At 63.3% G+C, this 24,771-nt stretch carries 26 protein-coding genes; 6 read left to right on the top strand and 20 right to left on the bottom strand.

What is annotated here, in order from left to right; translation table 11 throughout:
* Nucleotides 1-13: 13 nt before the first annotated feature.
* The gene (locus tag J2Z31_RS23865; protein ID WP_209605334.1) at nucleotides 14-922 is read right to left on the bottom strand and encodes a carbohydrate ABC transporter permease; all 909 of its coding nucleotides are present in this window, start codon (nucleotides 920-922) and stop codon (nucleotides 14-16) included.
* Between the two features lie 185 nt (nucleotides 923-1,107).
* Nucleotides 1,108-2,343 carry an ABC transporter substrate-binding protein gene (locus tag J2Z31_RS23860; RefSeq protein ID WP_209605333.1) on the bottom strand — a complete coding sequence of 412 codons (1,236 nt, stop codon included), beginning with the start codon at nucleotides 2,341-2,343 and terminating at the stop codon, nucleotides 1,108-1,110.
* 481 nt (nucleotides 2,344-2,824) lie between these two features.
* On the opposite strand from J2Z31_RS23860, the gene J2Z31_RS23855 reads away from it, so the two are divergent.
* Nucleotides 2,825-3,883 (top strand): LacI family transcriptional regulator, encoded by a 1,059-nt coding sequence (locus tag J2Z31_RS23855; RefSeq protein WP_209605331.1) that lies wholly within the window; start codon nucleotides 2,825-2,827, stop codon nucleotides 3,881-3,883.
* A 29-nt stretch (nucleotides 3,884-3,912) separates the two neighbouring features.
* On the opposite strand, the gene J2Z31_RS23850 is transcribed toward J2Z31_RS23855, so the two are convergent.
* Together J2Z31_RS23850 and gndA are read right to left on the bottom strand one after the other, a co-directional pair.
* Entirely contained in the window at nucleotides 3,913-4,209 is a 297-nt protein-coding gene (locus J2Z31_RS23850; RefSeq protein WP_209605328.1) for a hypothetical protein, read from the bottom strand.
* A gap of 210 nt (nucleotides 4,210-4,419) precedes the next feature.
* Nucleotides 4,420-5,850 (bottom strand): NADP-dependent phosphogluconate dehydrogenase, encoded by a 1,431-nt coding sequence (gene gndA, locus J2Z31_RS23845; RefSeq protein WP_209605325.1) that lies wholly within the window; start codon nucleotides 5,848-5,850, stop codon nucleotides 4,420-4,422.
* A 423-nt stretch (nucleotides 5,851-6,273) separates the two neighbouring features.
* Between gndA and J2Z31_RS29865 the strand changes: the two genes are divergently transcribed.
* The 5 genes from J2Z31_RS29865 (at nucleotide 6,274) to J2Z31_RS23820 (ending at nucleotide 8,963) form a co-directional block, all read left to right on the top strand.
* Nucleotides 6,274-6,381, top strand: coding sequence for a manganese catalase family protein (locus J2Z31_RS29865; protein ID WP_209605324.1), 108 nt, complete (start codon nucleotides 6,274-6,276; stop codon nucleotides 6,379-6,381).
* Nucleotides 6,382-6,389: 8 nt separating this feature from the next.
* A complete protein-coding gene (locus J2Z31_RS23835; protein WP_209605322.1) occupies nucleotides 6,390-7,235 on the top strand; it encodes a manganese catalase family protein in 846 nt (281 codons plus the stop codon).
* On the top strand, nucleotides 7,187-8,041 hold the full coding sequence (locus J2Z31_RS23830; protein ID WP_328243636.1) for a DsbA family oxidoreductase: 855 nt from the start codon (nucleotides 7,187-7,189) through the stop codon (nucleotides 8,039-8,041). Before J2Z31_RS23835 ends, J2Z31_RS23830 begins: the two co-directional genes overlap by 49 nt.
* Nucleotides 8,042-8,182: 141 nt before the next feature.
* A complete protein-coding gene (locus J2Z31_RS23825; protein WP_209605318.1) occupies nucleotides 8,183-8,590 on the top strand; it encodes an SRPBCC family protein in 408 nt (135 codons plus the stop codon).
* Nucleotides 8,591-8,609: 19 nt separating this feature from the next.
* Nucleotides 8,610-8,963 carry a VOC family protein gene (locus J2Z31_RS23820; RefSeq protein WP_209605315.1) on the top strand — a complete coding sequence of 118 codons (354 nt, stop codon included), beginning with the start codon at nucleotides 8,610-8,612 and terminating at the stop codon, nucleotides 8,961-8,963.
* A 312-nt stretch (nucleotides 8,964-9,275) separates the two neighbouring features.
* Here J2Z31_RS23820 and J2Z31_RS23815 read toward each other — a convergent pair whose 3' ends face one another.
* The 16 genes from J2Z31_RS23815 to ltaE all read right to left on the bottom strand — a co-directional run bounded on the left by J2Z31_RS23815 (nucleotide 9,276) and on the right by ltaE (nucleotide 24,734).
* Nucleotides 9,276-9,986: a PAS domain-containing protein gene (locus J2Z31_RS23815; RefSeq protein WP_209605313.1), complete on the bottom strand. Its 711-nt coding sequence runs from the start codon at nucleotides 9,984-9,986 to the stop codon at nucleotides 9,276-9,278.
* Between the two features lie 303 nt (nucleotides 9,987-10,289).
* Nucleotides 10,290-11,213 carry a lipid A biosynthesis lauroyl acyltransferase gene (locus J2Z31_RS23810; RefSeq protein ID WP_209605311.1) on the bottom strand — a complete coding sequence of 308 codons (924 nt, stop codon included), beginning with the start codon at nucleotides 11,211-11,213 and terminating at the stop codon, nucleotides 10,290-10,292.
* Nucleotides 11,214-11,224: 11 nt separating this feature from the next.
* A complete protein-coding gene (locus J2Z31_RS23805) occupies nucleotides 11,225-12,253 on the bottom strand; it encodes a zinc-binding dehydrogenase (RefSeq protein ID WP_209605309.1) in 1,029 nt (342 codons plus the stop codon).
* 93 nt (nucleotides 12,254-12,346) lie between these two features.
* Entirely contained in the window at nucleotides 12,347-13,630 is a 1,284-nt protein-coding gene (locus J2Z31_RS23800) for a beta-ketoacyl-ACP synthase (RefSeq protein WP_209605307.1), read from the bottom strand.
* 12 nt (nucleotides 13,631-13,642) lie between these two features.
* On the bottom strand, nucleotides 13,643-14,842 hold the full coding sequence (locus tag J2Z31_RS23795; protein WP_209605305.1) for a beta-ketoacyl-ACP synthase: 1,200 nt from the start codon (nucleotides 14,840-14,842) through the stop codon (nucleotides 13,643-13,645).
* Between the two features lies 1 nt (nucleotide 14,843).
* Nucleotides 14,844-15,320 carry a 3-hydroxyacyl-ACP dehydratase FabZ family protein gene (locus tag J2Z31_RS23790; protein WP_209605303.1) on the bottom strand — a complete coding sequence of 159 codons (477 nt, stop codon included), beginning with the start codon at nucleotides 15,318-15,320 and terminating at the stop codon, nucleotides 14,844-14,846.
* A 114-nt stretch (nucleotides 15,321-15,434) separates the two neighbouring features.
* The gene (locus tag J2Z31_RS23785) at nucleotides 15,435-15,713 is read right to left on the bottom strand and encodes an acyl carrier protein (protein WP_012708338.1); all 279 of its coding nucleotides are present in this window, start codon (nucleotides 15,711-15,713) and stop codon (nucleotides 15,435-15,437) included.
* Between the two features lie 177 nt (nucleotides 15,714-15,890).
* Nucleotides 15,891-16,640, bottom strand: a complete 750-nt coding sequence (locus J2Z31_RS23780; RefSeq protein ID WP_209605301.1) for a glycerophosphodiester phosphodiesterase — start codon at nucleotides 16,638-16,640, stop codon at nucleotides 15,891-15,893.
* 217 nt (nucleotides 16,641-16,857) lie between these two features.
* Nucleotides 16,858-17,142, bottom strand: coding sequence for a GIY-YIG nuclease family protein (locus J2Z31_RS23775; RefSeq protein ID WP_209605298.1), 285 nt, complete (start codon nucleotides 17,140-17,142; stop codon nucleotides 16,858-16,860).
* A gap of 222 nt (nucleotides 17,143-17,364) precedes the next feature.
* Nucleotides 17,365-18,357, bottom strand: coding sequence for an adenosylcobinamide-phosphate synthase CbiB (gene cbiB, locus J2Z31_RS23770; protein WP_209605297.1), 993 nt, complete (start codon nucleotides 18,355-18,357; stop codon nucleotides 17,365-17,367).
* Complete coding sequence (cobD, locus tag J2Z31_RS23765) at nucleotides 18,358-19,359, bottom strand: threonine-phosphate decarboxylase CobD (RefSeq protein ID WP_209605295.1); 1,002 nt, start codon at nucleotides 19,357-19,359, stop codon at nucleotides 18,358-18,360.
* Nucleotides 19,356-20,657 carry a cobyrinate a,c-diamide synthase gene (locus tag J2Z31_RS23760; protein ID WP_209605293.1) on the bottom strand — a complete coding sequence of 434 codons (1,302 nt, stop codon included), beginning with the start codon at nucleotides 20,655-20,657 and terminating at the stop codon, nucleotides 19,356-19,358. The genes cobD and J2Z31_RS23760 overlap by 4 nt, the downstream gene beginning before the upstream one ends.
* Nucleotides 20,654-21,493 (bottom strand): uroporphyrinogen-III C-methyltransferase, encoded by an 840-nt coding sequence (gene cobA / locus J2Z31_RS23755; protein WP_209605291.1) that lies wholly within the window; start codon nucleotides 21,491-21,493, stop codon nucleotides 20,654-20,656. Before cobA ends, J2Z31_RS23760 begins: the two co-directional genes overlap by 4 nt.
* On the bottom strand, nucleotides 21,490-21,975 hold the full coding sequence (locus tag J2Z31_RS23750; RefSeq protein WP_209605289.1) for a cobalamin biosynthesis protein: 486 nt from the start codon (nucleotides 21,973-21,975) through the stop codon (nucleotides 21,490-21,492). The genes cobA and J2Z31_RS23750 overlap by 4 nt, the downstream gene beginning before the upstream one ends.
* Nucleotides 21,976-22,610: 635 nt before the next feature.
* Entirely contained in the window at nucleotides 22,611-23,600 is a 990-nt protein-coding gene (locus J2Z31_RS23745) for a threonine dehydratase (RefSeq protein WP_209605287.1), read from the bottom strand.
* A 99-nt stretch (nucleotides 23,601-23,699) separates the two neighbouring features.
* Entirely contained in the window at nucleotides 23,700-24,734 is a 1,035-nt protein-coding gene (gene ltaE, locus J2Z31_RS23740; RefSeq protein WP_209605285.1) for a low-specificity L-threonine aldolase, read from the bottom strand.
* Between the last annotated feature and the right edge of the window lie 37 nt (nucleotides 24,735-24,771).

Raw genomic sequence — 24,771 nt, 5'->3', positions numbered from 1 at the left:
TTTGCTGGCGAGGTTATCCACGCTTGCGTCCTCCCCCGAATTCCAGATAGGCCCACGGCACGATGATGATGGCGACCGTCAGGAGCATCATGGTGGAGGCGGCGAAGCCCTGGCCCAGGTTCTGGGCGAGGAACATGTAGTCGTAGACGTATTTGGCAGGCACCTCCGAGGCGATCCCCGGCCCGCCGCTCGTTTGCGCGACGACGAGATCGTAGACCTTGACGATGCCGCTCGCGATGATCACCAGCGTGGTGATGATGACGCCACGCATCATCGGGATGATGATCAGCACATAGGTCTTCCACATCGGAATGCCATCGACGCGCGCGGCCTTCCAGATGTCTTCGTCGATGCCGCGCAAGCCGGCCAGCATCAGGCACATGACGAGCCCGGTGCCCTGCCAGAGCGCCGCGATCAGGATGCCGTAGATGACGATGTCGGAATCATAGAGCGGATCGAAGGAGAAGCTCTCCCAACCGAGCGACCGCACGATCGACTGAATGCCGTATTGCGGATTGAGGAGCCATTGCCACACCAGGCCCGTGACGATGAACGACAGGGCGAACGGATAGAGCATGATGGTGCGGAACGTATTCTCGAATCGGATCTTCTGATCCATCAGCGCCGCGAGCACGAAGCCGATCACCAGGCTGAAGATCAGCGAGAAGAAGCCGAAAACCGCGAGATTCTGGATCGAGATGATCCAGCGCGGCGCCTCCCACAGCCGCTCGTATTGATCAAGCCCGACGAATTTCAGGCGCGGCAGCAGCTTCGAGTTGGTGAAGGAATAGACGACCGTCCAGGCCGTGCCGCCGACGAAGATGACCAGGGCCGTCAAAATCATCGGGATCGAGGCGATCTTCGCATTCAGGTTGCGCAGCCACTGGTTCGGACGCACCGAACCACGTGTTAGACCCGTCATGTTTCCTCCTCCGGAACTGCAACGGTTTTCTGGGCAGTGGGCAGCCGGCGCCGCAACCACCTGGCTGTCGCGCCAGCCACTTGCCAAACGGGAGCCCCCGCTTTCGCGGGCGGATGCCAACGCGATCGGACAAACGAGCCCGGGGGTCGGCCCCGCGACAAGCGCGGGGCATCCTGAGGTGGGTATCAATCCGCGTCGGCGATGATCTCTGCGAAGCGCTTCTGCGCGTCCTCCGGCGTCATGGAGGGATTTGCGAAGAACTCGGAGAAGAGGTCCTCCTTCTGCTTCTGGCTGTCGGGCGAAAGCAGCTGGTCCGTGCCCTGGATCACATTGCCCTTGGCAAGGATGTCGAGGCCCTTCTTCATGCAATCATTGGCCGCCGCAAGATCGACGTCCCCGCGAACCGGCAGCGATCCCTTCTTCAGATTGAAAGCGACCTGAGTTTCGGGTTTCAGGAGAGTGGAAGCGAGCACCTCCTGCGCCTTCGACTTCTCTTCATCCTCGATCAGCGGGAAATAGAAGGCGTCGCCGCCGGTCGAGATCACTTCGTTGACGCCGAGGCCCGGCAGGCAGGTGTAGTCCTCGCCGGCTTTCTGGCCCGCCACCTGGAACTCACCTTGGGCCCAGTCGCCCATGATCTGGCCACCTGCCTTGCCGGTGATGACGAGGTTCGTCGCCTGGTTCCAGTCCTGGACGTTGCTGCCTTTCGACAGGCGACGCGCATCGTCGGCAGCCTTGAAGACCTTGGCGATTTCAGGCCCGGCGGCCACTTCGGCGTCCTTCTTGGCGAACACCTGCTCGAAAACGTCCTTGCCGGCGATCGCCACCATCAGCACGTCGAAGGCGCCGGACGCCTGCCACGGCTGACCGCCAAGCGCCAGGGGAATGATGCCGGCTTTCTCGAGCGCCGGCGCCGCGGCGACGAATTCATCCCAATTCTTCGGCACTTCTACGCCGGCCTGCTTGAAGGCGGCGTTGGAAAGCCACAGCCATTGCCAGGAATGGATATTGACCGGAGCGCAGTAGATCTTGCCTTCGATCGTGCAGGAGTCGAGCAGGCTCGAGGGCTTGACGATCTCCCGCCATTTTTCCCGCTCGGCAACTTCGCTCAGGTCGCGCATCAGCCCGGCCTCGACCAACTCCTCCGCCTGGCGTCCATGGTTGAACTGGGTTGCGCCCATCGGATCGCCACCGGTGATGCGGCTGATCATGATCGGGCGCGCCGTGCCGCCGGAGCCCGCGATCGCACCGTCGACCCATTTGTTGCCGGTCGCATCGAAGGCTTTCGCCAATTCGGCGACCGCCGCGGCCTCACCGCCGGAGGTCCACCAATGCGTGACCTCCAGATCGGTGGCGCCGGCCACACCGAGCGGCAGTGCGACGGTTGCGGCCAAAGCGCCAACCAAAGAACGTAATTTCATGAGTCTCCTCCCTCACTGTAACGTTGCCGTAAAAAACTTAATTCAAACGATTTGCCGACGCAACACCCACAACGGGCGATTCAAGATAATTATGCCAGCACTCTTTTTGCGTGTAATTGAGCGACTTGCGGGCATGGGAATTCACGCCCGTTCAGCTTCTTAAAAACATGAAGTTCCTTCCATTACCCTTTGTTTTTGCACGGCGCAAATGGTGCGGATGGACACGGCATCACCAGGCGCGCTCCGCAGGCGCTGCATCCGATGCAGCAGGTTCGGAACTCAACTCTCTGGATACATGTTTCGCAGTGCAGCGACGAAAATGCTCGACATTTGAGCTGTATCGTTACAGTTTTTCCAGCTCGGAGCCGGTCGGCACCGATCTGGTGACCGGCGGCAAATCATATATAAGCGGGGCAAGGCAACGGAATGCAGCGAAAACGCGCCGCAGGCATCTCAGAATGAGGGTTTCCAGGGTAAGGGCATGGAAGGCAGGACGAAGAACAAGCCGGCGGCAACACCGCCAACGGAGGGCGGCCGACCGACGCTGAAGACCATCGCCTTCATGACCGGGCTCGGCATCACCACCGTTTCCCGCGCGCTGAAGGACGCGCCCGATATCGGCGCCGAGACCAAGGAGCGGGTGCGCCTGGTCGCAAAGCAGATCGGCTATCAGCCGAACCGCGCCGGCGTTCGACTGAGGACCGGCAAGACCAACGTCATCAGCCTCGTTTTAACGCTCGAAGAGGAGATCATGGGCATCACCAGCCCGATGGTCATCGGCATCACCGAGATCCTCGCCGGCACGCCCTATCACCTGGTCGTCACCCCCTACAGTTCCGCCAAGGATCCGCTCGGGCCGATCCGCTACATTCTCGATACGGGCGCGGCCGACGGCGTCATCATCTCGCGATTGGAGCCGAATGACCCGCGCGTGAGGCTGCTGACCGAACGTGGGTTCCCTTTCGCCACCCACGGACGCACCGACATGGGCATCGTGCACCCGTTTCACGACTTCGATAACGAGCGCTTTGCTTACGAGGCGGTGCGCAAGCTCGTGGAGCTCGGTCGGCGGCGGCTCGTGCTGCTCGAGCCTCCGCCACACCTCTCATTCCACAAGCACATGCGCACGGGCTTCGGGCGCGGCCTGAAGGATTTCGGCGCCGAGTCCGTGTCCTTCCACCAGGTCAATATCGACCACAGCCTCAAGACCATCCGCGATGCATTCGAGGCGCTGATGCGTTCGCCGGAAGCGCCGGACGGCATCGTCTCCGGTAGCGGCTCCGGCGCCATTGCGCTGATCGCCGGGCTCGAGGCCGCGGGCAAGAAGGTCGGCGAACACGCCGACATGGTCTCCAAGGTGCCGAGCGATTTCCTGCGTTGGCTGCGCCCGGAGGTCATCACCATGTACGAGGATATCCGCCTGGCCGGGCGCGAACTCGCCAAGGCGGTGATCGGCCAGATCGACGGCCGCCCGGCCGAATCGCTGCAGAGCCTAAGCCAGCCGGAACTTCAGTCGTCGGTGACCAAAGCGCGGGAGTAACCTTTGGTTGCTCTTGCTGGCCGCGACTCTCACGCGGGTCGATGCATTGCTATGATCTCGGAACTGGCAGCAGGCCAGTATTTGTCGTCGGCAAAGTCGTGTGGAATGGGACTGAGCTGCGCGAGCTTCTCGGCAACGAAGTCGATCTGCATTTTCAAATACCGGATCGAACTCGGGATCGGCGCTCCAGTGGCGAGGCTGCGCACCCGCCATTGCTCGTAGCCCGACGCCCTTATGCGCCGCTCAGCCTCCTCACGAACCGTTGCTGACCCGGTGACGGGCGTGGTTTCGATCGCTTTGCCCCCTTCGATCACCCTGAATCTCATGCTGCCTTCCCGATTGCTCCCTTGCTTGAGATGCCTTACAGCGCCGCGCGTCTTTTCAGACGCGCAAAGGTCGCTGTAACTCTTTGAATTTGCGCATCGAGCTTTCCGAAAATCGGGTACGATTTTCGGGCCGATGCGCTAGCTTGTCGTGAAAGGGTGACCGGCGCCACCCTTCCTTTAGTACAATCGAATTAAACCTGGACTCAGGACCTAGGCGTTTAGACCGCTGCCCCACGGCCCGTGATGGCTGTCGGCGCCGTCAAGGCGGTCGAAGCCGTGGGCGCCGAAGAAGTCTCGTTGGGCCTGGATGAGGTTTGCCGTGCCGCGGCCGCGGCGGTAGCTGTCGAAATAGCCGAGCGCCGAGGCGAGCGCCGGCACCGGCAGACCACCAAGCACTGCCGTCGAGACGACGCGGCGAAGCGCCCCGTCGGTTTCCTTGACCATTGCCGCAAACGCCGGCGTGACGATCAGGTTCGCGGCATCCGGCGCCTTGGTGAAGGCCGAAGTGATCTCGTCTAGGAATTGCGAGCGGATGATGCAGCCGGCGCGCCAGATCTTTGCGATCGTCGGCATAGGCAGGCTCCAGTTGAATTCCCCGGAGGCCGCTGCCATTACCGAGAAACCCTGGGCATAGGCGCCGATCTTGGCGGCAAGCAGTGCGTTTTCCAGATCCTTGATGAACGCGTCCCTGTCCGCCACCGCAAGTTCTCCAACCGACGGCACGCCGAGGATCTTCTCGGCGGCTTCACGCTCGTCCTTCATCGAGGAGATGCTGCGGGCGGCGACAGCCGCTTCGATGGCAGTCGCCGGCACGCCCATGTTCTGCGCTTCGATGGCTGACCATTTGCCGGTGCCCTTCTGGCCGGCCTTGTCGAGGATCATGTCGACCATCGGATTCCCGGTCAGTGGATCGGAGGCCTTCAGCACCTTTTCGGTGATCTCGATCAGATAGGAATTGAGCCGGCCCCGGTTCCATGCCCCGAAGACCTGGCCGATCTCGTTCGCCGTCATCTTCAGCCCGTCGCGCAGGATGCCGTAAATTTCGGCGATCATCTGCATATCGGCATATTCGATGCCGTTGTGGATCGTTTTGACGAAGTGGCCGGCGCCGTTTTCGCCAAGCCAGGCGACGCAAGGATCGCTTTCATATTTGGCGGCGATCGAGGTCAGCACCTTTTCCACGCGGGCGTAGGATTCCGCCGTCCCGCCGACCATGATCGAAGGTCCATGGCGTGCGCCTTCCTCGCCGCCGGAAACGCCCATGCCGATGAAGGTGAGGCCCGTGTCCTTCAATGCATCGAAACGGCGCATCGTATCGCGGAAATTGGCGTTGCCGGCGTCGATCATGATGTCGCCCCTGGCGAGATGGGGCTTCAATGCCTCCATCTGCTGGTCGACCGCCTCGCCCGCCTTGATCATGATGATGATCGGCCGCGGCGGACGGATCGCGGCGACGAACTCCTCGATCGTCTCGCAGGGAACGATCTGCCCCTGAAGCTCACCCGCCTCGGCGTAGAATTTGCGCGTCGTCTCGACGGTTCGGTTGAAAACCGCGATCCTGTTGCCCTTCTCGGCGATGTTGAGCGCGAGGTTCGCTCCCATGACGCCAAGACCGATTAGACCGATTTCCGCCTGTGACACGTGTCGCCTCCATTTGACTTGAGGGCCGCGCAGGCCGCGATGGCGCCTCCTGCCGGCCCCTTCTTCCCGCATGTCCGTATCGAGGAGCGAGACGCGACGTGGCGCGGGTGGAGAGGCTTTTTGGCATTCAAATCGATTTACGACAAGCCGTCCCGTCGAAATCATATTCTTTTTCGGTTTGCCGTCGCCATCGTCGAGGATAGCCGCTGATAAGGAGTTCATGCGTCTCTCGATAGCTTTTTTCCAAGGAAAGTTGATCTCGAATGTAGCTGCCGGGTGGACTGTTCGGCAAAGCTCCGAAGCGCGCAGATTATTCGGAACAAAGCGACGGGCGGCAGGTTCGGACACCGTTTTTGCCCGCCACCGATCCTCAGGTTTGCTGCTGGGCGAAATCGGACACGCACCAAATCCGAGGCCCCCACCATGTTTCATCATGTGAAAGAACTTCAGTTCGACGCACGCGTCTCCAAACCCGATCCGCGTTTTGCCGCGCTTCTTCTGGAGCAGTCGGTGGCGGCAATGGTGAGCTAAAGGCCGCCATGCAGTATTTCGTACAGGCCTTTTCCGCCAGACAGCCGTATCCCGAGAAATATGACTTGCTTATGGACATCGCCACCGAGGAATTCAGCCATCTGGAAATCGTCGGAGCGACGATCACGATGCTGCTCGATGGCGTGAACGGTGAACTCAAGAATGCCGCGGAGGCCAACCCCATTACGAAGCTCAACGGGAAATCGTCCAAGGAAAGCTTCATTCACGAGGCGCTCGCGAACCCGCAATTTCTCGCCCTCTCGGGCGGCGGCCCGACTCTGACCAACAGCCAGGGCGTTCCTTGGACCGGCGCGTATGTGAACGCCAACGGCGATCTCACAGTCGACCTGCGCTCGGATATCGCGGCCGAGAGCCGCGCGAAAATCGTGTATGAATATCTGCTGCAGTTCACCGATGACCCGCACGTCAAGAACACGCTACGTTTCCTGATGACGCGGGAGGTTGCGCATTTCCAGATGTTCTCGGCGGCACTTGAGACCATACAGCCGAACTTCCCGCCCGGCGTCCTGCAGGGCGATCCTCGCTTCACCCACGAGTATTTCAACATGTCGAACGGGGTTGATGCTCGCGGACCGTGGAACGAGGGCCAGGGACCCTGGGGCGACGGGGAGCACTGGGAGTATATCGAGGATCCCATCAAGCACGTCGTCGACACCCGGGGCGAGGTCGACCACAACCCCGAGGGCACCAGCCGCACGGCAAAGGAAGTCGAGCGGATGGATAAGCAAATGAGCAAGCAACGCAGCGAAGAGGTCAGGTCCAGGCTTCCCAAGGGGGAAAACCAGTGGTCGTCATATCCGCAGACCGAGCTTGCAAGCCCCCGGAGCAAGTGACCCATCACCTTGCCGGTTCTGCCCTCGGCACGGTGCGCGACGACGAGACGGCGGCGCCGGCCGCCGTCGAAATCGTTTACTATACGGATCCGCTATGCTGTTGGTCCTGGGCATTCGAGCCTCAGTGGCGCATGCTGCGCTACGCCTTCGCCGGGCAGATGGCTTGGCGCTACCGCATGGCGGGGATGTTGAGATGCTGGGACGATTACCAGGATCCGGTAAACTCCATCCACAGGCCCGCCCAGATGGGGCCGCTCTGGCTGCAGGCGCACCAGACGTCCGGAATGCCACTTGACGCCCGCATTTGGACCGAGGATCAACCGTCGTCGTCATGGCCGGCATGCTTGCTGGTGAAGGCGGCGGAGCTCCAGTCGCCGATCGCCGCCGAACTGATCCTGCGGCGCTTGCGGGAAGCCGTAATGACTGAGCGGCGCAACATCGCCCGACAATCGGTGTTGCACGAAATCATCGACGCCTGCGCCGAAGCGCGTCCTGATGTGATTGATCCGCAGCGTCTGCGCTGCGACATGGACGGCGACCACGCCCGAACGAACTTCATGGATGACGTGAAGAACGCGCGCTTTCGCCAGATTGGGCGCTTTCCCGCGCTGGTGATCCGCCGGCCGCGCACCGCCGGCGTGCTGGTCATTGGCTGGCGTCCTTTCGAGGCCCTGCTGAGGACCGTGGCCGAAGTGGCGCCGGAACTCGGACCAGGGCGCCGACCGCGAGATGCGGATGTCTATCTCGCATTCTGGCCGCAACTGACCACACCTGAGCTCGAACTGGCGCTTGAAATCGAGGGCTGAAGCGCATTTGCCCGTTCGGTGCGCTGCGGATGTCGCGCAACTCCGAGGCAAACTTTGCGTCCCTGCATTGTAACCGGCAGAACCATATAGAGCATCAGGCGAGATGCTGCCCATTGATCCTGAGACCAGAGGAGCGAGTCCATGCCCCCGATGCCCGCCAGAATCATTCACACGTCGATCGCGCGCGACTGGCGCGAGGTCTATGCCTTCATGGCGGACCACGAGAAGATGCCGCTCTGGGCTTCCGGCCTCTCTGCCGGCCTGACGCGCGAGGGCGAGGAGTGGCTCGCGCCCGGGCCGCTCGGCAACGCCCGCGTGCGCTTCTCCCCGGATAACGACTACGGCGTCGTCGATCACCTTGTAACCCTGGCAGACGGTCAGCAGGTGCACAACGCCTTGCGTGTCGTCCCGAACGGCGATGGTGCCGAAGTGATGTTCACCCTGCTCAGGCTGCCGGGCATGAGCGATGCGCAATTCGCCGAGGACGCGGCGTGGGTGGAAAAGGATCTCGCCAGCCTTAAATCAATCCTCGAATCCAGCAAGGCGTGATTGCAAGGACGGAAACGACATGAGCAGCAAAGAGAATGACCGCCGCATCGACTATATCGAATTCAACGTCTCGGATATCGCTGCGAGCAAAGCCTTCTATGGCGGCGCTTTCGGCTGGACCTTTACCGATTACGGTCCGGAATATTGCGAGTTCGCCGATGGCCGGCTGACCGGCGGCTTCACCACGCTCGGCCCCGTCGGGAGCGGCGGCCCGCTCGTCATCATCTACGCCGACCGGATCGAGGACGCGCAGGCGCGGGTCGAGGCGGCAGGCGGCAAGATCGTCAAGCCGATCTTTCCCTTTCCGGGTGGCCGCCGTTTTCATTTCTCCGACCCGGACGGATACGAATTGGCGGTCTGGTCGGCGCAATAGCGACGGACACCGCGTGACGGCTACTCGCCGAAGCGGATGAACAAGGCACTGACGAGGCCGAAGACGACGATTGATTGCAGGATGTACATTGGCCATTCCTGTGACATCTCGCTTCCTCCCGCCGGAGACGACGTCCTTGTGGCGCGCACCGGCCTGAAACGAGTTTAGCACTTTCGCGGAGTACGCGGCAGTCTGGCGCAGTTCCCGCCGCGTCAGCATGTCCGTGCAGGTTGACCGGTCGCTCTCCTGAATTTCTCTTGTCCCTGCGCCAAGCACAGGTATGCCGCGTCGCAACAGCACTCATCCACAACCTCAGGCCGCGATCGCCCGCCGCCGGTCGGCCTGTTCCTGGATGACGAGAATGGCGCCAATCAGCTTGCCGCCGCTCGAATGACAGGGCGTCATGCGGCAGCGGACGACGACGATGCGTCCCTCGACGGACTTGGCGAACGTATAGGCGACGATTTCGCCGGCAAAACAGCGGTCGAGACAGGCTTTGACGCGCTCTTCGAAGCGCTGGAGACCGATGAATTCGACGATGTGCCGGCCGATGAGCTCCATCGGCCGGCTGGCCAGATGGTTGGCATTGGCGGGATTGGTGTAGAGATAGCGGTAGTCCGGCGTGATGACAGCGATCCGGTCGGGCATGGAATCGAGGATAGCCTCATTGAGCAAGCCTTCGTCGGCACGGCCCTTGCTTGGCGATCCCGGCGCGCGGTCGAAATGCAGGCCGGCGAGATCGGAAGCCCCCGTTGCGGCGAAATAGCGGTCGACCAGGGAGCGAAGCAATTGCGAATGGCGCAGCAGGCAGGAGAGATCGTCCGCGTCGGCCCGCAACATGTCGACGAGAAACTCGAACTGGAGGCGCGCCTCCTGGACGCTCGCGGCCTTCCTGTCATAGACGGCCCGGAGGACGGGATCGATTTCGCGATCGAGAATGCCGATCAGGTGCTCGTCCGCCACTTTCACGGCATATTGCAACTGCGAATACTTGAACCAGAACCGTTCGATCAGTTCTCTCAATTCGAAACCCCAATCCCCGAACCGACTCACGCCAAGGCGGCCGGCTACCCTTGAGCCGACGACTGTTAGCAGGACGGATCTGCCCCCTATGGGACTCGCGCGCCGGCCATCCGAAGCGCCCGCGAATGTTCCCACAGCAAGCAGCTTACACTCGTCGCGCGAGCGTTCAACTGGAGAAAACGGCCGCTTCCAATCGAAAACGTTCCCGGGACCAGGGGGGCCGGGAGGCGATGGGCAAATCCCGGATACAGCGAGGACGGAAGAGATGGCCGGCAGGCCAGAGGGGCCAGAGGGGATGTCAACCTATAGCGTGCCCTTGATGTTCCAGCGGTCGTGGTACCACAGCCATTGTCCGGGATATTCGCGGACCCAGCTCTCGACCTTGTCGTTGAGCATCTGCGCCGTTGCCATCACGTCGACGCTCCCGTCCGCCCTTCGCGGAATCTCGACGGCGGGTTCAAGTTCCAGGCGGAAGCGACCGCCCGGCAACCGGATGCAGCGGGCCGGATAGACTTCGCAATTGAACTGCCGGACGAGCTTGGCGAGCAGCGGATTGGTTTGCACGTCCCTGCCGAAGAACTTGGTTTTCAGGCCCTTGCGGAATTTCTGATCGACGAGCACGCCAACCGCACCGCCGTGCTCCAACTGGCGGGCAAGCGCGAAGGAGGAACCGGCATGCGACGGCACGAGATTGCCCATGCGGGCTTTGCGGAACTCGAAGACCTTGTCGGCGAGATAGGGATTGTTCGGCGGCCGGAAAAGCACCGTCACGTCCAAGCCGAAGGTGGAGCCCGCAACCGGCAGCATTTCGAAATTGCCGCTATGCGCTGTGAAGACGATGAAGGGACGCGGATTGTCGCGCAGTTCCAGGAACAGCGATATGCCGGAAACTTCCACCCTGCCCGCCTCGGTCCGTGACGGATCGAAATCGAAGAGCTGGTCGAGGAAGACATATTCGGCAGCGAGCCGGCCCATATTGCCCCAGCTTTCGAGCGCGATCTCCTCGATCTCCGCCTCGCTTTTCTCCGGAAAGGCGTTGCGCAGATTGATGAGCGTGAGCCTGTGGCGGCGGGTCTTCGGGCCGATCCAGCGCGCGGCGCGATCCATGAAATTGATCGCCGCATCGGCTGGAAGCAGCTTCAGCACCGAAAGAAGCAGAATGACGAGCTGGGCGATCACCCATTGCCTGAAGCGATCGGCGGCAAGCACCAGCCGTGTGATCAGCATTCGCACCGGCTTCAGTCCATCCGGAGGATGATCTTGCCGAAGACCTGGCGCGATTCCATACGCTCGAGCGCCCGGTCGATGTCGGAGAGTCCGACCTCGGTGTCGATCACCGGGTGAACCAGCCCGCGGGCCATCTTCTGCATGGCATTTGCCATGTTCTCCATACGGCAGCCGAAGGAACCGAGCAGCTTCAACTGCTGCTGGAAGAGCATCATCAGGTTGATTTCGGTTGAAACGCCGGAGGTCGAGCCGCAGGTGACGAGACGACCACCGCGCTTCATCGACAGCATGGAGCCGGCCCAGGTGTCCTTGCCGACATGCTCGAACACGACGTCGACGCCCTTCTTCTTGGTAAGCTTGCGCACCACGCCCTCGAAGCGGTCGGTGCGGTAGTTGATGACGTGATCGGCGCCAAGCGCCCTGGCCCGCTCGATCTTGTCGTCGGAGCCGACGGTGGTGATGACCGTGCAGCCGATCTTCTTGGCGAGCTGGATGGCGGCCGTGCCGATGCCGGAGCCGCCAGCATGGACGAGAATCGTCTCGCCCGGCTCGAGCCTGGCGTTATCGAAGAGCATGTGCTCGACCGTGCCGAAGGTGACGGGCGCAAGCGCCGCGCCGACCGCATCGACACCCGGAGGTGCCGGCACCAGCAGGCGCGCCGGCAGGTTCACCTTCTCCTGCGCAAAGCCGTCGAGGTGAAAGCCGTGCACGCCACCCACGTGTTCGCAGAGATTGTCACGCCCCTCCTTGCAGGGCAGGCAGAGGCCGCAAGTGCGCGCGCCGTAGATCGACACGAGCTGCCCCGGCAGCACATTGGCAACGCCCTGGCCGATGCTTTCGACGACGCCGGATGCCTCCGCACCAATCACCAGCGGCATCTTCCGCTTGGCGAAAGCCATGCCGCGCCAGCCCCAGACGTCGATATGGTTGAGCGCAACCGCCTTGACGCGCAGCGTCACCTCGCCCGCGCCCGGCGCCTCCGGCTCCGGAAGGTCGGTGATTTCGAGCTTGCGGTCTTCGAGCAGTTGCAGGGCGCGCATGGATGTTTCCTTTGAAGTATTTTGATCGTCGAACGGTCGGTCGCTACGCTGAGTGCGTGGGAGCTAAATAGCCTCCTCTGGCCCGCCCCATCCTCAAGCGGGTTCGGCCGTCATCACGAGGCTGGCGTTCTGGCCGCCGAAGCCGAAGGAGTTCGACAGCACCGCCGTCACCTGCTGCTCTCGCTTCACGTTCGGCACGACATCGAGCACGATCGCCGGGTCCGGGTTCTGGTAATTGATCGTCGGCGGCAGCGTGCCGGTCAGCATCGTCTGGATCGAGAACACCGCCTCGACCGCACCGGCCGCCGTCAGCGTATGGCCGATCATCGACTTGTTGGACGAAACCGGGATCGAAGGCAGGCGATCGCCGAAGACGGCCGACATCGAGAGATATTCCATCTTGTCGTTTTCCGGCGTCGACGTGCCGTGCGCATTGATATAGCCGACGGCGCTCTCGTCGATGCCGGCATCCGCAAGCGCCGCGCGGATCGTCGCGATCGCCGGGCCGCCGTCCGGCGACGACCGCGTGCGGTGGAAGAGGTCCGCCTTCTCTCCGCAACCCTTCAAAATGCCGTAGACGCGCGCGCCGCGGGCGAGCGCTGCCTCCAGCGACTCGAGCACCAGCGTCGCCGCACCTTCGGCGATGACGAAGCCGTCGCGGTCCTTGGTGAAGGGCTTCGAGGCCTTCTCCGGCGGATCGTTCTGCGTCGAGAGCGCCGAGAGCAACGAGAAGCGGATCAAGGCCTCGGCGCTGACCGAACCGTCGGTCGCGACCGTCAGCGCCCGGTCGGTGCGTCCCTGGCGGATCGCCTCGACGCCGAGCTGGATCGCAGTCGCGCCGGACGCGCAGGCCGTCGACAGCGTCACCGGAAGACCGCGCGTGCCGAAACGGTCGGCGAGACGTTCGGAGATCGAGCCGAAGAGCACTGCCTCGTGGAACACGGGGTCGGCCTTCTGCCGCATCGCGGCGAGAAAGCGGTTATAGGCGTCGCCCGGCCGCTCCGACGGCGGCGAACGATCGGCAAGCTCGAACCGGGCGTTCCATTCGGGCTCGATCGGCGGTGCGGCAAGGAACAGCGGCCCATTGAAGTCGCCCGAAAGGCCGGCCTGCGCCAGCGCCTCCAAGGTCGTCTCACGCGCCATCGCATAGGAGCGCTCTACGGCATTGTCTGCCGGCAGTTCGATGAAGTCGACGGTACCGCAAATGCGGGTGGAAAGGCTGTCCGTCGGGAAACGGGTGATCTTGTGGATTCCCGATACGCCGCCCGTGAGTGCCGCCCAATTGTCCTTGAGCCCCTGGCCGAGCGAGGTGATGACGCCCATGCCGGTCACGGCGACGATCGGGCGGCCGAGGTGGTCCTTGTATGCCTTGCTCATGCTCGGGCTCCCTTATTCAGCGGCAAGCACGGCGATGCCTTCGCCGCGGGCATGGCCGATGGTCGTGACGACCGCTGCCTTTGCAGGCGCCGTCATCGGCGTTTCGGCGGGATCGAAGGGCGGGATCTTGGCGCCATTGCCGAGCGCAAGCGCGGCAAGCGCCATCCCGACCGGGAATTGTGCCTCGACCCCATGACCGACAAGGCCGCCGAAGGCGCGGACCGGTCGGCCGTCGAGTTCGGTGTCGAGGAAGGCCTTTTCGCGGCGAACAAGGTCGTGAAACCCTGAGGCTCCGGAAAAGACGACGGTCGACTCCGGCTCGATGAGGGCAGCCGGCCGCGCCAGCTCCTTGAGGCGCGCCTCGAGCTTGCCCCCCTCGCGGCTGCCGCGGTCGCCGCCGATCGCATCGATCGTCGCATAGATGCGGGCGCCCCGTGCCTCGGCGTATTCGCGCGATTCCAGCACGAGGAATGCTCCGACGGAGCCCAGGATCATGCCGCCGCCATTTTCTTCCTTCCGTGACCAGATCGGATGCCACTCTCCGGTTGCGTGTCCCTGGATGGCCTCGAAGAGCAGGACGATATCGAGACGTTCGGCCGAGAAGGCGCCGCCGACGAGCGTATGCGTCGACTGCCCGGCCCTGATGCGGGCGAAAGCGGTCTCGACCGCCGAGATGCCCGCCGCCTCCTCGCCCATGAAGGTGCGCGAGGAACCGGTGACCTTATGCACGATGGAAATATTGCCGGCGAGCAGGTTGGAAAGCTGGGCGAGAAAGAGCGTCGGTCGCAGTTCCGTCGTCAGCTTCTCGTTCAGGAGCCGCTCGCGGTCATTGCGTTTCAGCGCTTCGTCGACGATCAGCGAGTCGACATTGATGTCGCGTTCGCCACCGCCGGCCGCAACGATCATGTCCATGCTGCCGCAGGCTTCGAGATTGTCCTTCAGGCCCGCATCGTCGAGAGCAAGGCCGGCCGCAAACACGCCGAGGCGCTGCCAGTTCTCCATCTGCCGCTGGTCGCCGCGCTTCGGGATCTGCTCGGACCAGTCGATTTCCGGCAGCGGGTGGATCGGATAGGGTGCGAAGCGCTCCGTCTCGACCCGCGCCTTCGGCGGTTCGCCCGCCGTCAGCAGCGCCACATGCGGTTCAGCTCCGACGCCCTGGCTGGTCACTATGCCGACGCCGGTGATCACCACGTCGTTTGCTGATTTCGTCATCTCAGTTCTCCGAACCGGCCGTTGCGGCCACCAGTCCCAGTTCCTCGGCGCGCTTCAGGACAACATCGCCGAGCGGCACCTGATCGAACGGTATCGTCCTGAGCTTCAACTGGGCATCGCAGATCTTCTTGCCACCGGAGGCGATCTTCGCTTTGGTCACGGCGAAACCGGACCCCTCATGCTCCATGAGCGCCTCGATCTCGAGTTCGGCCGAAGGCTCGACGAAGCTTCGCATCTTGGCGTTGTCGACCGACATCAGGAACGGCATCGCCGCGAATTTCGTCGCCGCCAAGACGAGAAATCCGGAGGCCTGCGCCATCGTTTCGATCAGGAGGACGCCCGGAACCAGCGGATAGCCGGGGAAATGCCCCTCGAACACGGGACTCTTTTCAGGGACGACCGACCGCGCCGTGAGCCGGCCGGCCTTCAGATCGACGCTCTCGACCCGGTCGATCATCTGGAAATACTCAAGGAGCATGAAGGCTCACCCCGTTGGTTTCGCGGCTCAAGTAAAAATGCCGATGCCGCCTGTCAAGCGAAGGACGCAGCAGGCGGCATCGGAAGTGAATCGAACGCGTATCGAAGGAGTCAATCAGGCCTTGGCGGCACGGAGCTCGTCGATCTTGGCGCAGAGGTTCTTCAGGACAAAATATTCCTCGGTCGAGACCTTGCCTTCATTGACTTCCTGGGTCCACTGCTCGAGTGGGATCTTGATGCCGAATTCCTTGTCGATCGCGAAAACGATGTCGAGGAAATCGAGGCTGTCGATGCCGAGATCATCGATAGTGTGGCTTTCCGGCTTGATCGTCTCGCGATCGATCTCGCTCGTTTCCGCAATAATATCAGCAACCTTGTCGAATGTGGCTGTCACGCGCTTACCTCATGAAAATCGAGTCTTGGCGAACCGTATAGAAAAATGCACCGCAAAAGCCAATGCCCCCTTGGCTCTAGCGGCAGAGAATTGAAAAGGCTGTTGCCGAACGGCGACCGGGTGCGGCCCCCGGCTGGACTGGCGTGTTGGCCAGAATCGCTGCTTAGCATCAGTTCCCTAGTAGCCGGCCGCCACGGCCAAGCGCGGGTCGTCGAGCAAAATCGCGTCCGGAGCGAGCGGGCGCAGGCTTTCAAGCCCATCGCGATCGATCAGGCCGACGGGAAAGGGCGGATATCCCGGCAGCGGCACCGTGCGCGGCTGACCGACCATGATCGCAAGGTGCATCCCGGCGTCGCGCACGGCAATCGCGCGGGCCGGGTTCGCAACTCCCTGCCACAGCCTGAACCAGTTCGCGCCGGCCTCTCCTGCGGCCGCGGCTGATTCCGGGTCCTCGAGAAAGGCGAGTATGGCGATGTCCGTCCTGGCACTGCGTGCCACTGCGATGAAATCAAGGCTTCGCAACCCGAGCAAGGTTCGCTCGACTGCCTTGCCACGCTCCACGCGGTGGACAATATCAGCGAGCGAAGTCCGGTCCCTGAGCTTGACGTCGAGCAGGAGCCCCATCGGAGCGGACGCCGCGAGCGCGACGTCGAGCGTCATCACCGTCGGCAGCAGGCCTTGAAGTGTCGCCAGATCGAGTTCTGCCACGGCGCGCGGATCGCCACATAGTCTCTGGAGATCCGCATCGTGCAGGCAGACCAGGGCGCCATCCCTTGTCATGCGGACGTCAGTCTCGATGGCGTCCGCGCCGATGGTCGCGGCCGCCTCGAATGCAGCAAGCGTGTTTTCGGCAGCCAGAGCCGCACCGCCGCGATGGGCGACGATTAGGGGCTTGGTGGCGGGGTCGGTCCAAAAGTTGCTGGGCATGTTCGTAGCGCTCAAAGCGGGTTGATTGCTGAGTTTCTGGAGAATTAAAGCGCGAGCAGACGGAAACCCGGGCCTTCCCTCATCCCAGTCCACTTTAGATCAAGAACCGTCCGGCATATTCAGAGTCCTCCCTCCGTCATCCTCGGGCGTAGCAGGTTCGTCGAAGCCTTCCCTCCTCCGTCATCCTCGGGCTTGACCCGAGGATCCACACACGAAGCTACCAAAGCTCGAAATACAAATCGCGCCAGTCCGGATTCATCTTCTCAATGAGTTCGATTTTCCATTGCCGATACCAGCGCTTGAGCGATTTCTCGCGCTGAATGGCCGTGCCGATCTGCAGATGCTCCTCATACCAGACGAGCTGACTGCATGCGTATTTCGATGCAAAGCCCGGTGTCTTACCCTCGCGGTGTTCGAAGATGCGGCGCTCCAGGTCTGACGTGACCCCAATGTAGAGCGTCCCTCTCTTATGGTTTGTCACGATGTAGACGTAGCCGGCCATGCGGGAACGATGCTTGAGATTGGATCCTCGGGTCAAGCCCGAGGATGACCACAGAGAGGGGTGGAAGCGCAATCGGCAACGAGGTGCGGCGCAAGCCTGGCTGCCGGAAACTGGGGCAGCCAGCCGGCGCCGGGGCATTTACCTTGGCAATAACGTTTTGCGAGGTGAAAAGCCTCACCTCGGGACCCTTCAGAGCTTCCGGCCGTCACCTCTGATGCGATCCTAACCGGAACCCAGCATCAGGAAGAGCACCGCGAGAACGACACAGGCCACCGCCAGAACCATACAGGCCGAGTAGAAGACGGAAACTGCATGGTCGATATCCTCGACGGTCGCGACGGGTCGACCGTCCCCATGGATCATCGGTTCGTCGACCTTGACGCCGCCATAGATCCGCGGTCCTGCGAGCTGCAGATCCAAGGCGCCGGCCATCGCTGCCTCGGGCCATCCGGAATTCGGCGAGCGGTGCAGCCCGTGGTCTCGCCGCGCGACGCCAATCGTCGCGCTCGCCGCCTTGGCGCCGATTCTCAAGTAGGCGCCGGCGGCAACGAGCAGCGCCGAGAGCCGCGCCGCCGGCAGGTTGGCAAGATCGTCGAGCCGCGCCGAAGCCCAGCCGAAATGGAGATAGCGCGGGCTCTTATGGCCGATCATCGAATCGGCCGTGTTCAGCATCTTGTAGGCGAGGAGCCCGGGAAGGCCGGCCAAGGCATACCAGAACGCCGGCGCCACGGCTCCGTCGGAGAAGTTCTCGGCAAGGCTTTCGACCGCCGCTCGGCAGACGGCCGGCTCATCGAGCGTGTTCGGATCGCGCCCGACGATCATCGACACTGCCTCGCGGCCTCCCGAAAGACCGTCATTGCGCAAACCGGAGGCGACCCGGACGACGTGATCCGCAAGGCTCTTCTGCGCGAGGAAGACAGCAACGACGATCGCCTCGAGCACAAAGCCGATGGCGCCGAGAACATCGAAAAGACGGCCGAGCACGATGCCGAGCACCACGCTGGCGATGAGCAGGGTGACGATCGTCACCACGCCCCGCACCTTCCGGGCACCCTCCCCCAAGTCTGCAACATTAAGTCTCTCGTCGAAGATCGCGATGGCCTTGCCGAAGAGGACGATCGGGTGAGTTACCCGCGACCATAGCCAGTCGGGATCACCGACGAGACGGTCGATCAGCAGCGCCACCGCCAGGATGAGGAGGGTTTCGGCCGACATCTAGATGCTTGTCCCCTGCAAGGCCTCGGCGAGGCGGCGATCCCCATTCTCGTCCGCCGCAAGACCGAATCGAAGCCAACTGGGATTGTAGTCGAACCGGCGCGTCAGGATACGCGCTTCGCAAAGCGCCCTGTGGATATGATGGGCGCACTCATGCTCTATCAGTGCAAACAGGCCCGCGCCACCGATAATCTCGAATCCTGCCCCCTCGAGCACTGCATCGAGCCCGGCTTTGCGCTCCAGGATGCATTTGGCGATCGCCTGCGTGTCCCCTTCCATCAGCTTCGCGGCAATGGAAAGCGCCGGGCCGGAAACGGCCCAAGGGCCCAGCCAGTCGCGGAAGGGCTCGAGCACCGCTGCCGTCGCAACGACGAAGCCCAGGCGCAATCCGGCAAGCCCGAAGAATTTTCCGAAGGATCGGAAGACGACGAGGTTGTCGTTATCCACCACATGGGGCGCCACGCTCGTTTCCGGATAGAGATCGCCGAAGGCTTCGTCGACGATGAGCAGGCCGCCATGCGAAGCCATCGCCTCGGCCATGCCCAAAATTTCTTCCGACTGGAAAAGCCGCCCCGTCGGATTGTTCGGATTGACGACAACGGCGATAGCGTGCGCAGCGGTCAGTTGATCGGCGGTCTCGACGAAATCGACGATAATGCCGGCCGCCTGCAGCACGCGGGCATACTCGCCGTAAGTCGGCCCGAACACGGCGACGCGCTTCTGATCGGCCGCAAGGCGCGGCAGCAGCTGGATCGCGGCCTGCGTGCCTGGCACAGGCAGTGGCAGCAGCCCGCCGGTGCGGTAATAGTGGCTTGCGGCAGCGCGTGCCGCCTCCTCCAGATGCTTGTCCGGTAGCCGGTGCCAGGCGCGCGGATCGATCTCCGGAATGGCGACCGGGCATGGATTGATGCCGGTCGAAAGATCGAGCCAGTCCGACGGGTCGCCGCCAAAGAGCCTCGCAGCCTCGCTGATGCCGCCACCGTGCAAAATCGGTGCCGTCATGGCGCCTCCAGCCGGTCGATGAGGTGCATGAAGGACCCGGCGACGTTTGAACGGCGCAGCCCGGCCCGGCCGAGGTCCTCCCCGACCGCGTCCTTTACCGAAAAGAGCGGCTCGGCCGCGCCTTCCGACACGATGGTCGCGTAGTGGAATTCGTGTGCCGTCATCGGACCGTCGAAGAATGCGTCACCGAACGGTGTAACGCGACGATAGCCGAGATGCCGTTTGCGCTCGGCGAAGCTGGTGACGAGCGGCAGGAGACCCAGCATGCCGTGACGCAGGCCGTCCGCCGCAACCAGCCCCTCGCCGAGTGCCATATAGCCGCCGCACTCGCCGAAGATGCGCACGCCCCGTTCCGCCGCAGAACGCATGGCGCTGCGGAAGCCGGTCGCGCCCGCGAGGCGTTCCGCGTGCAATTCCGGATAACCGCCGGGAAGATAGATCGCGTCCGCGCCGCTGGCCGGCGGTTCGTCTTCAAGTGGCGAGAAGAAGGAAAGTTCGGCACCCTGCCCGCGCCAGCCGGCGATGAGGTGCTCGTAAACAAAGGCGAAGGCGACATCGCGGGCAATGGCGATCCGTTGCCCAAGCGGCTTGAGCGCGGCGGGTTGGGACTCTGCCCTGAATCGCAAGGGTTGGGCGGCGGCGAGAATGGCATCGAGATCGCAATCGGCCTCGATTGTGGCGGCAGCATGGTCGATGAAGGCTTCGAGTGCTCCATGCTCCCCCGCCTGCACGAGACCCAGATGGCGTTCCGGCAGCTTGAGCGCAGGGTCCTGGCGAATGACACCGAAGATCGGAATCGAAATGCTGCCGAGCGCATCACGCAGCATCGCCTCGTGCCGGTCGCTGCCGACCCGGTTGAGGATGACGCCGGCGACGGTGATATCGCCGCGATGGCCGGCATAGCCGCTGACCAGGGCCGCTACCGAATGGGAGAGACGAGCGCAATCGACGACGAGGATCACCGCGAGCCCGAGGGCCGCGGCGAGATCCGCCGGCGTGCCGCTACCGTCGGCCGCCCCGTCATAAAGCCCCATCATAGCCTCGACGATAAGCGCGCGCCCGTCGGCAACCGTGCGCCCGGCATTGGCAAGGAGCAGTTCGCGCCGCATCGCCCACGGATCGTAGTTGAGGCAAGGCTCGCCGCTCGCCGCAGCGTGGAATGCGGGGTCGATATAGTCCGGTCCGGCCTTGCCGGGCGCGATCCTCACGCCGCGCTTCTTGAGCGCCCGCATCAGCCCGAGCGTCACCGTCGTCTTGCCCGAGCCTGAGCTCGGAGCCGCAATCATCAGTCCGCTCATGCCGGGTCTCGACGGCGGGTCGATGATTGATCGGACATGAGGGAACGGCCGTCGAGCGCGCCTCGCCAGTCGAGCGACGCGCGCAGCCGCACGACTTCGCCGACGACCACGATCGCCGGCGGCTCGAGACCCGAAGCCGCGACGTCGGCTTCCGCGCGCGAAAGCGTGGTTTCGAGCACCACCTGTTCAGCCGTCGCCGCGTTGCAGACGAACGCGACCGGCTCGTCCGGCGCCCGCCCGGCGGCAACCAGCTTCGCCGTTATCTGGCCGATATGCTTCATTGCCATATACATGACGATCACCGGCGAGCCCTTGGCGATGCCTTCCCAATTGATCCGATCAGGCACGACGCCGGAGGAATCATGGCCGGTAAGGAAAGTCACCGCATGGTTCACTTCCCGATGGGTTACCGGTATGCCGGCATAGGCGAGACCGCCGATGCCGGCGGTGATGCCCGGAACGATGCGGAAGGGGATTTGATGCTCGACCAGCGTCAAGGCCTCCTCGCCGCCACGGCCGAAGACAAACGGGTCGCCGCCCTTCAGCCGCAGCACACGCTGTCCCGAACGCGCCAGCTCGACGAGCCGCAGCGAAATATCGCGCTGCTTCGGCGAGGGCTTGCCACCCCGTTTTCCCGCGAATTCGAGTATTGCGCCAGGCTTCGCGAGCTTCAGGCAATCGCCGTTGACGAGCGCGTCATGAACGATGACGTCCGCCTGCCTGAGCGCATTGGCGGCGTGCAGCGTCAGCAGACCAGGGTCGCCGGGGCCGGCGCCGACCAGCCACACGGTCCCCGGTTCGAGTTCCGGCAGGCCGGCGAAAAGGGTTTCCGTCATGTTCTTGTGCCCCGTCCCGTACAAAGCATTGCACCCCCTCTGGCCTGCCCGTCCTCCGCAGCAGCTGCGGAGGGTGGACCGGCGATCGCCGCTGTCGCCCGCGTCGAGCGCATCTTCGGCACGATCAGGACCGCACCCGGCCCGGCGCCGGCAAGGGCCGCGCCTTCCGCCACGCCATGGCAGCCGGTATGGGCGAACACGACTTCGGATGGATTTTGCAGCCGGTCCGCCTCGGCTTCGAGCGTCGCTGCGTCGAAAAATCGAAGCGGCACGGCAAAGTGCCGCGCGGCGGCATGGATGGCGGGCTCCTCCGAGCGCGCATCGAGCGTGGCGATGAGGGTGAGATCGCTTCCGCCGGCACCCGTCTCGGCGAGCGCCCGTTCCACAAGCGCGATCACTTCCGCGGGCGCCGCGTTGCGCTCACAGCCGAGACCGAGCACGAGCTTTCCATTGGTGACGGCTGGTCCCTCGGCCGAAGGCATGCAGTGGCGGCTCCCTGCAGCGGCGGCCCGTCCCCGACACGCGAACTGCAAACTCGTTGATTGCTGCACAGGGATTTTCGGATCCAGGGCCCAATGCAGCGGTCGGCGTTCCATACGAAGCGCCGGCCTGGGCGGATGCCACCACCGGTCTGGACAGCACCGGATCAAGCCCCCTGCCTGGGTCGGCCGCACCGGACGCTCTTTCAGCCCGCCTCCGCGGACGCCGTCGCATGATCGGTATATGTACCGAAGGCCATTCGGACGGTCAAACCGGATTGCGCCATCGGCGTGTCGTAAACGGCGCAGGAATGCACCGCCGGTCCGTTGCGAACCTAGTTGCATCGAATTCCGCTGGCGCTAGCGTTCGGTGGGTTTGCCGAGTGAAGGGCGAGCCCTTTACGCGTTTAGGTGAACACCGCAACCGTGGACGCACCTTGTCAGCAGGGGAAGTCGCGTTCCGGGCGGCCAGCGATTTCACTTGTCCAGCATGCTGATGCAAGCGGCGATACCGACCCGAGCCCAATGCCGTGGCCGGAGCCGCCCGCGGCTAGCTAAAGGCTCTTCACCCCCAACGGCCGGCTTCGACGAGATAGCCATAGTGAAAACCGCGCCATAAGCTCTCGTGCCGCCGACTGTCACTTGCTTACCGTCGCGACCGGTGGTGTCTCCCCGCCCAGTACTTTCTGGAAGACCTCGGCGTCCACATTTGCACCGCTAAGAATAAGTCCAACCTTTTTGCCGCGCATCGCAGCGGCTTCCTTAAGCAGCGCCGCAAGTGACGCGGCGCCGGCACCCTCGGCGACATTGTGGGTCGCGCGGTAGATGAGGCGCATCGCTTCGGCGACCTCGTCGTCGGTGACGGCGAGGATCCGCGAGGTGCCCTTCGAGTAGATTGCGAAAGCTTCTTCGATGGGAATGCGCACGGCCATCCCGTCGGCAAAAGTCAGCGCCGTTTCGGTTTCGATCAGCCGTCCGGCCTCGAAGGAGAGCTTCGCGGCCGGCGCGTGCGTCGAAACTACGCCGATCACTTCCGTCTTCAGGCCCAGGGCCTCGCGCGCGGCGATGACGCCGCAAATCCCCGAACCGCAGCCGATGGGCACATAGACGGCATCGAGATCGGGCACCGCGGTAAAGAGTTCCAACCCGTAGGTCGCGACGCCCCGGACGATCTCCTCGTGAAAGGGCGGTACCAGGAATAGGCCGGTTTCGGCCGCAAGGCGCCGGGCTTCGGTACGGGCCTCGTCGAAGTCGCGGCCGTACTCGATAACCTCGCCGCCAAAGGCCCGCATGGCTGCGTTCTTCTCGACGGAATTGCCGTGCGGGACAACGATTTTGGCGCCAAGACCGGCTGCCCGCGCGGCACGGGCCTGGCTCTGGCCATGATTCCCGCGCGTTGCCGTGACGATTCCCCCGGCCGAACGCCCGCTGCGGCGGAGCCAATCCATAAAGGTGATTCCGCCGCGCACCTTGAAAGCGCCGGCCGGCGTATGGTTCTCGTGCTTGATCCAGACCAAGGCCCCTGCCATTTCCGAGATCTGCGGCCACACGTATTGCGGTGTGGGTGACATATGCCGGTAGACGAGTGCGGCGGCTTCCTCGAGGTCCTTGCGTGCGAACAGATGCATGCCTTCCTTCCATGTTTCTTCGACGCGTAACCAGCGTCGTTTATCAGTCCAATAACATGGTGAGGGTCTCTACCATCTACCGCTCTCCACATGATTCCCTCATGTCCTGCCCTCAGTGATCTCGCGGACTGCCGCGATGGCCTCGTCGACAGCGGCACGGTTGACATCGAGATGGGTGACCCAGCGCATCCGCCCACCGGGCCAGAAACTCGCCGCGATGCCGAGTTCACGTAGCGCCTCGGACAGCCGGGTCGCCAGATCGGGCGCGAGCTCGACAAAGACAACGTTTGATTGCGGCGGGGTCACCTTCAGCCCCTCAATTCCCCCAAATGCTTGCGCGAGCACCCGAGCATTGGCGTGGTCCTCGACCAGTCGGTCGACGTGATGGTCGAGCGCATACAGCCCAGCCGCTGCAATTATTCCTGCCTGCCGCATTCCGCCGCCGAGCATCTTGCGCCACCGGCGCGCACGGGCGATCAATGGGGCATCGCCGACCAGCACCGATCCGAGCGGCGCCCCCAGCCCCTTTGAAAGGCACAGCGACACGCTATCGAAGCCCTCTGCCAGGTGCCCGACATCGACGCCGAGCGCCGCAGCCGCGTTGAACAGCCGCGCACCGTCAAGATGGGTGGCGAGCTTCCGCTCCCGCGCAAATTCGACGACCTCGGCCAGATGATCGCGCGGCAGGACCCGCCCGGCGAACGTGTTCTCGATGGTGACCAGTCGCGTGATCGCAAAATGCGGATCGTCGTCCTTCACCGCGGCGTGAAGGTCCTCGATGGGGATCGTGCCGTCAGCGCGCACCGGCAAGGGCTGCGGCTGGACCGAGCCCAACACCGCAGCGCCTCCGGCTTCCCATAGATAGGTATGAGCTCCGGTTGCGCAGAGAAATTCCTCGCCGCGCTGGCAATGGCTCATGATCGCAGCGAGATTGGACATGGTGCCGGTTGGCACGAACAGTCCCGCTTCCTTGCCGAACAGTGCGGCAAGTCGGGCCTCGAGCGCCTTGATTGTGGGGTCGTCGCCAAGGACATCGTCGCCCACCTCGGCGGCAGCCATCGCCGCACGCATGCCAACGGTGGGACGGGTAACCGTATCGGAACGGAAATCAAGGCGAATGACAGGGGTTTGCATAGTCCAGGTCCATCAGTGCGGCTTCCTTGGTGATACA

Origin of the sequence: Sinorhizobium kostiense, from assembly GCF_017874595.1 — a bacterium.
Taxonomy (GTDB): domain Bacteria; phylum Pseudomonadota; class Alphaproteobacteria; order Rhizobiales; family Rhizobiaceae; genus Sinorhizobium; species Sinorhizobium kostiense.
The sequence above is the reverse complement of the archived record's forward strand: the minus strand, read 5'-3'. Positions and strand labels throughout refer to the sequence as shown.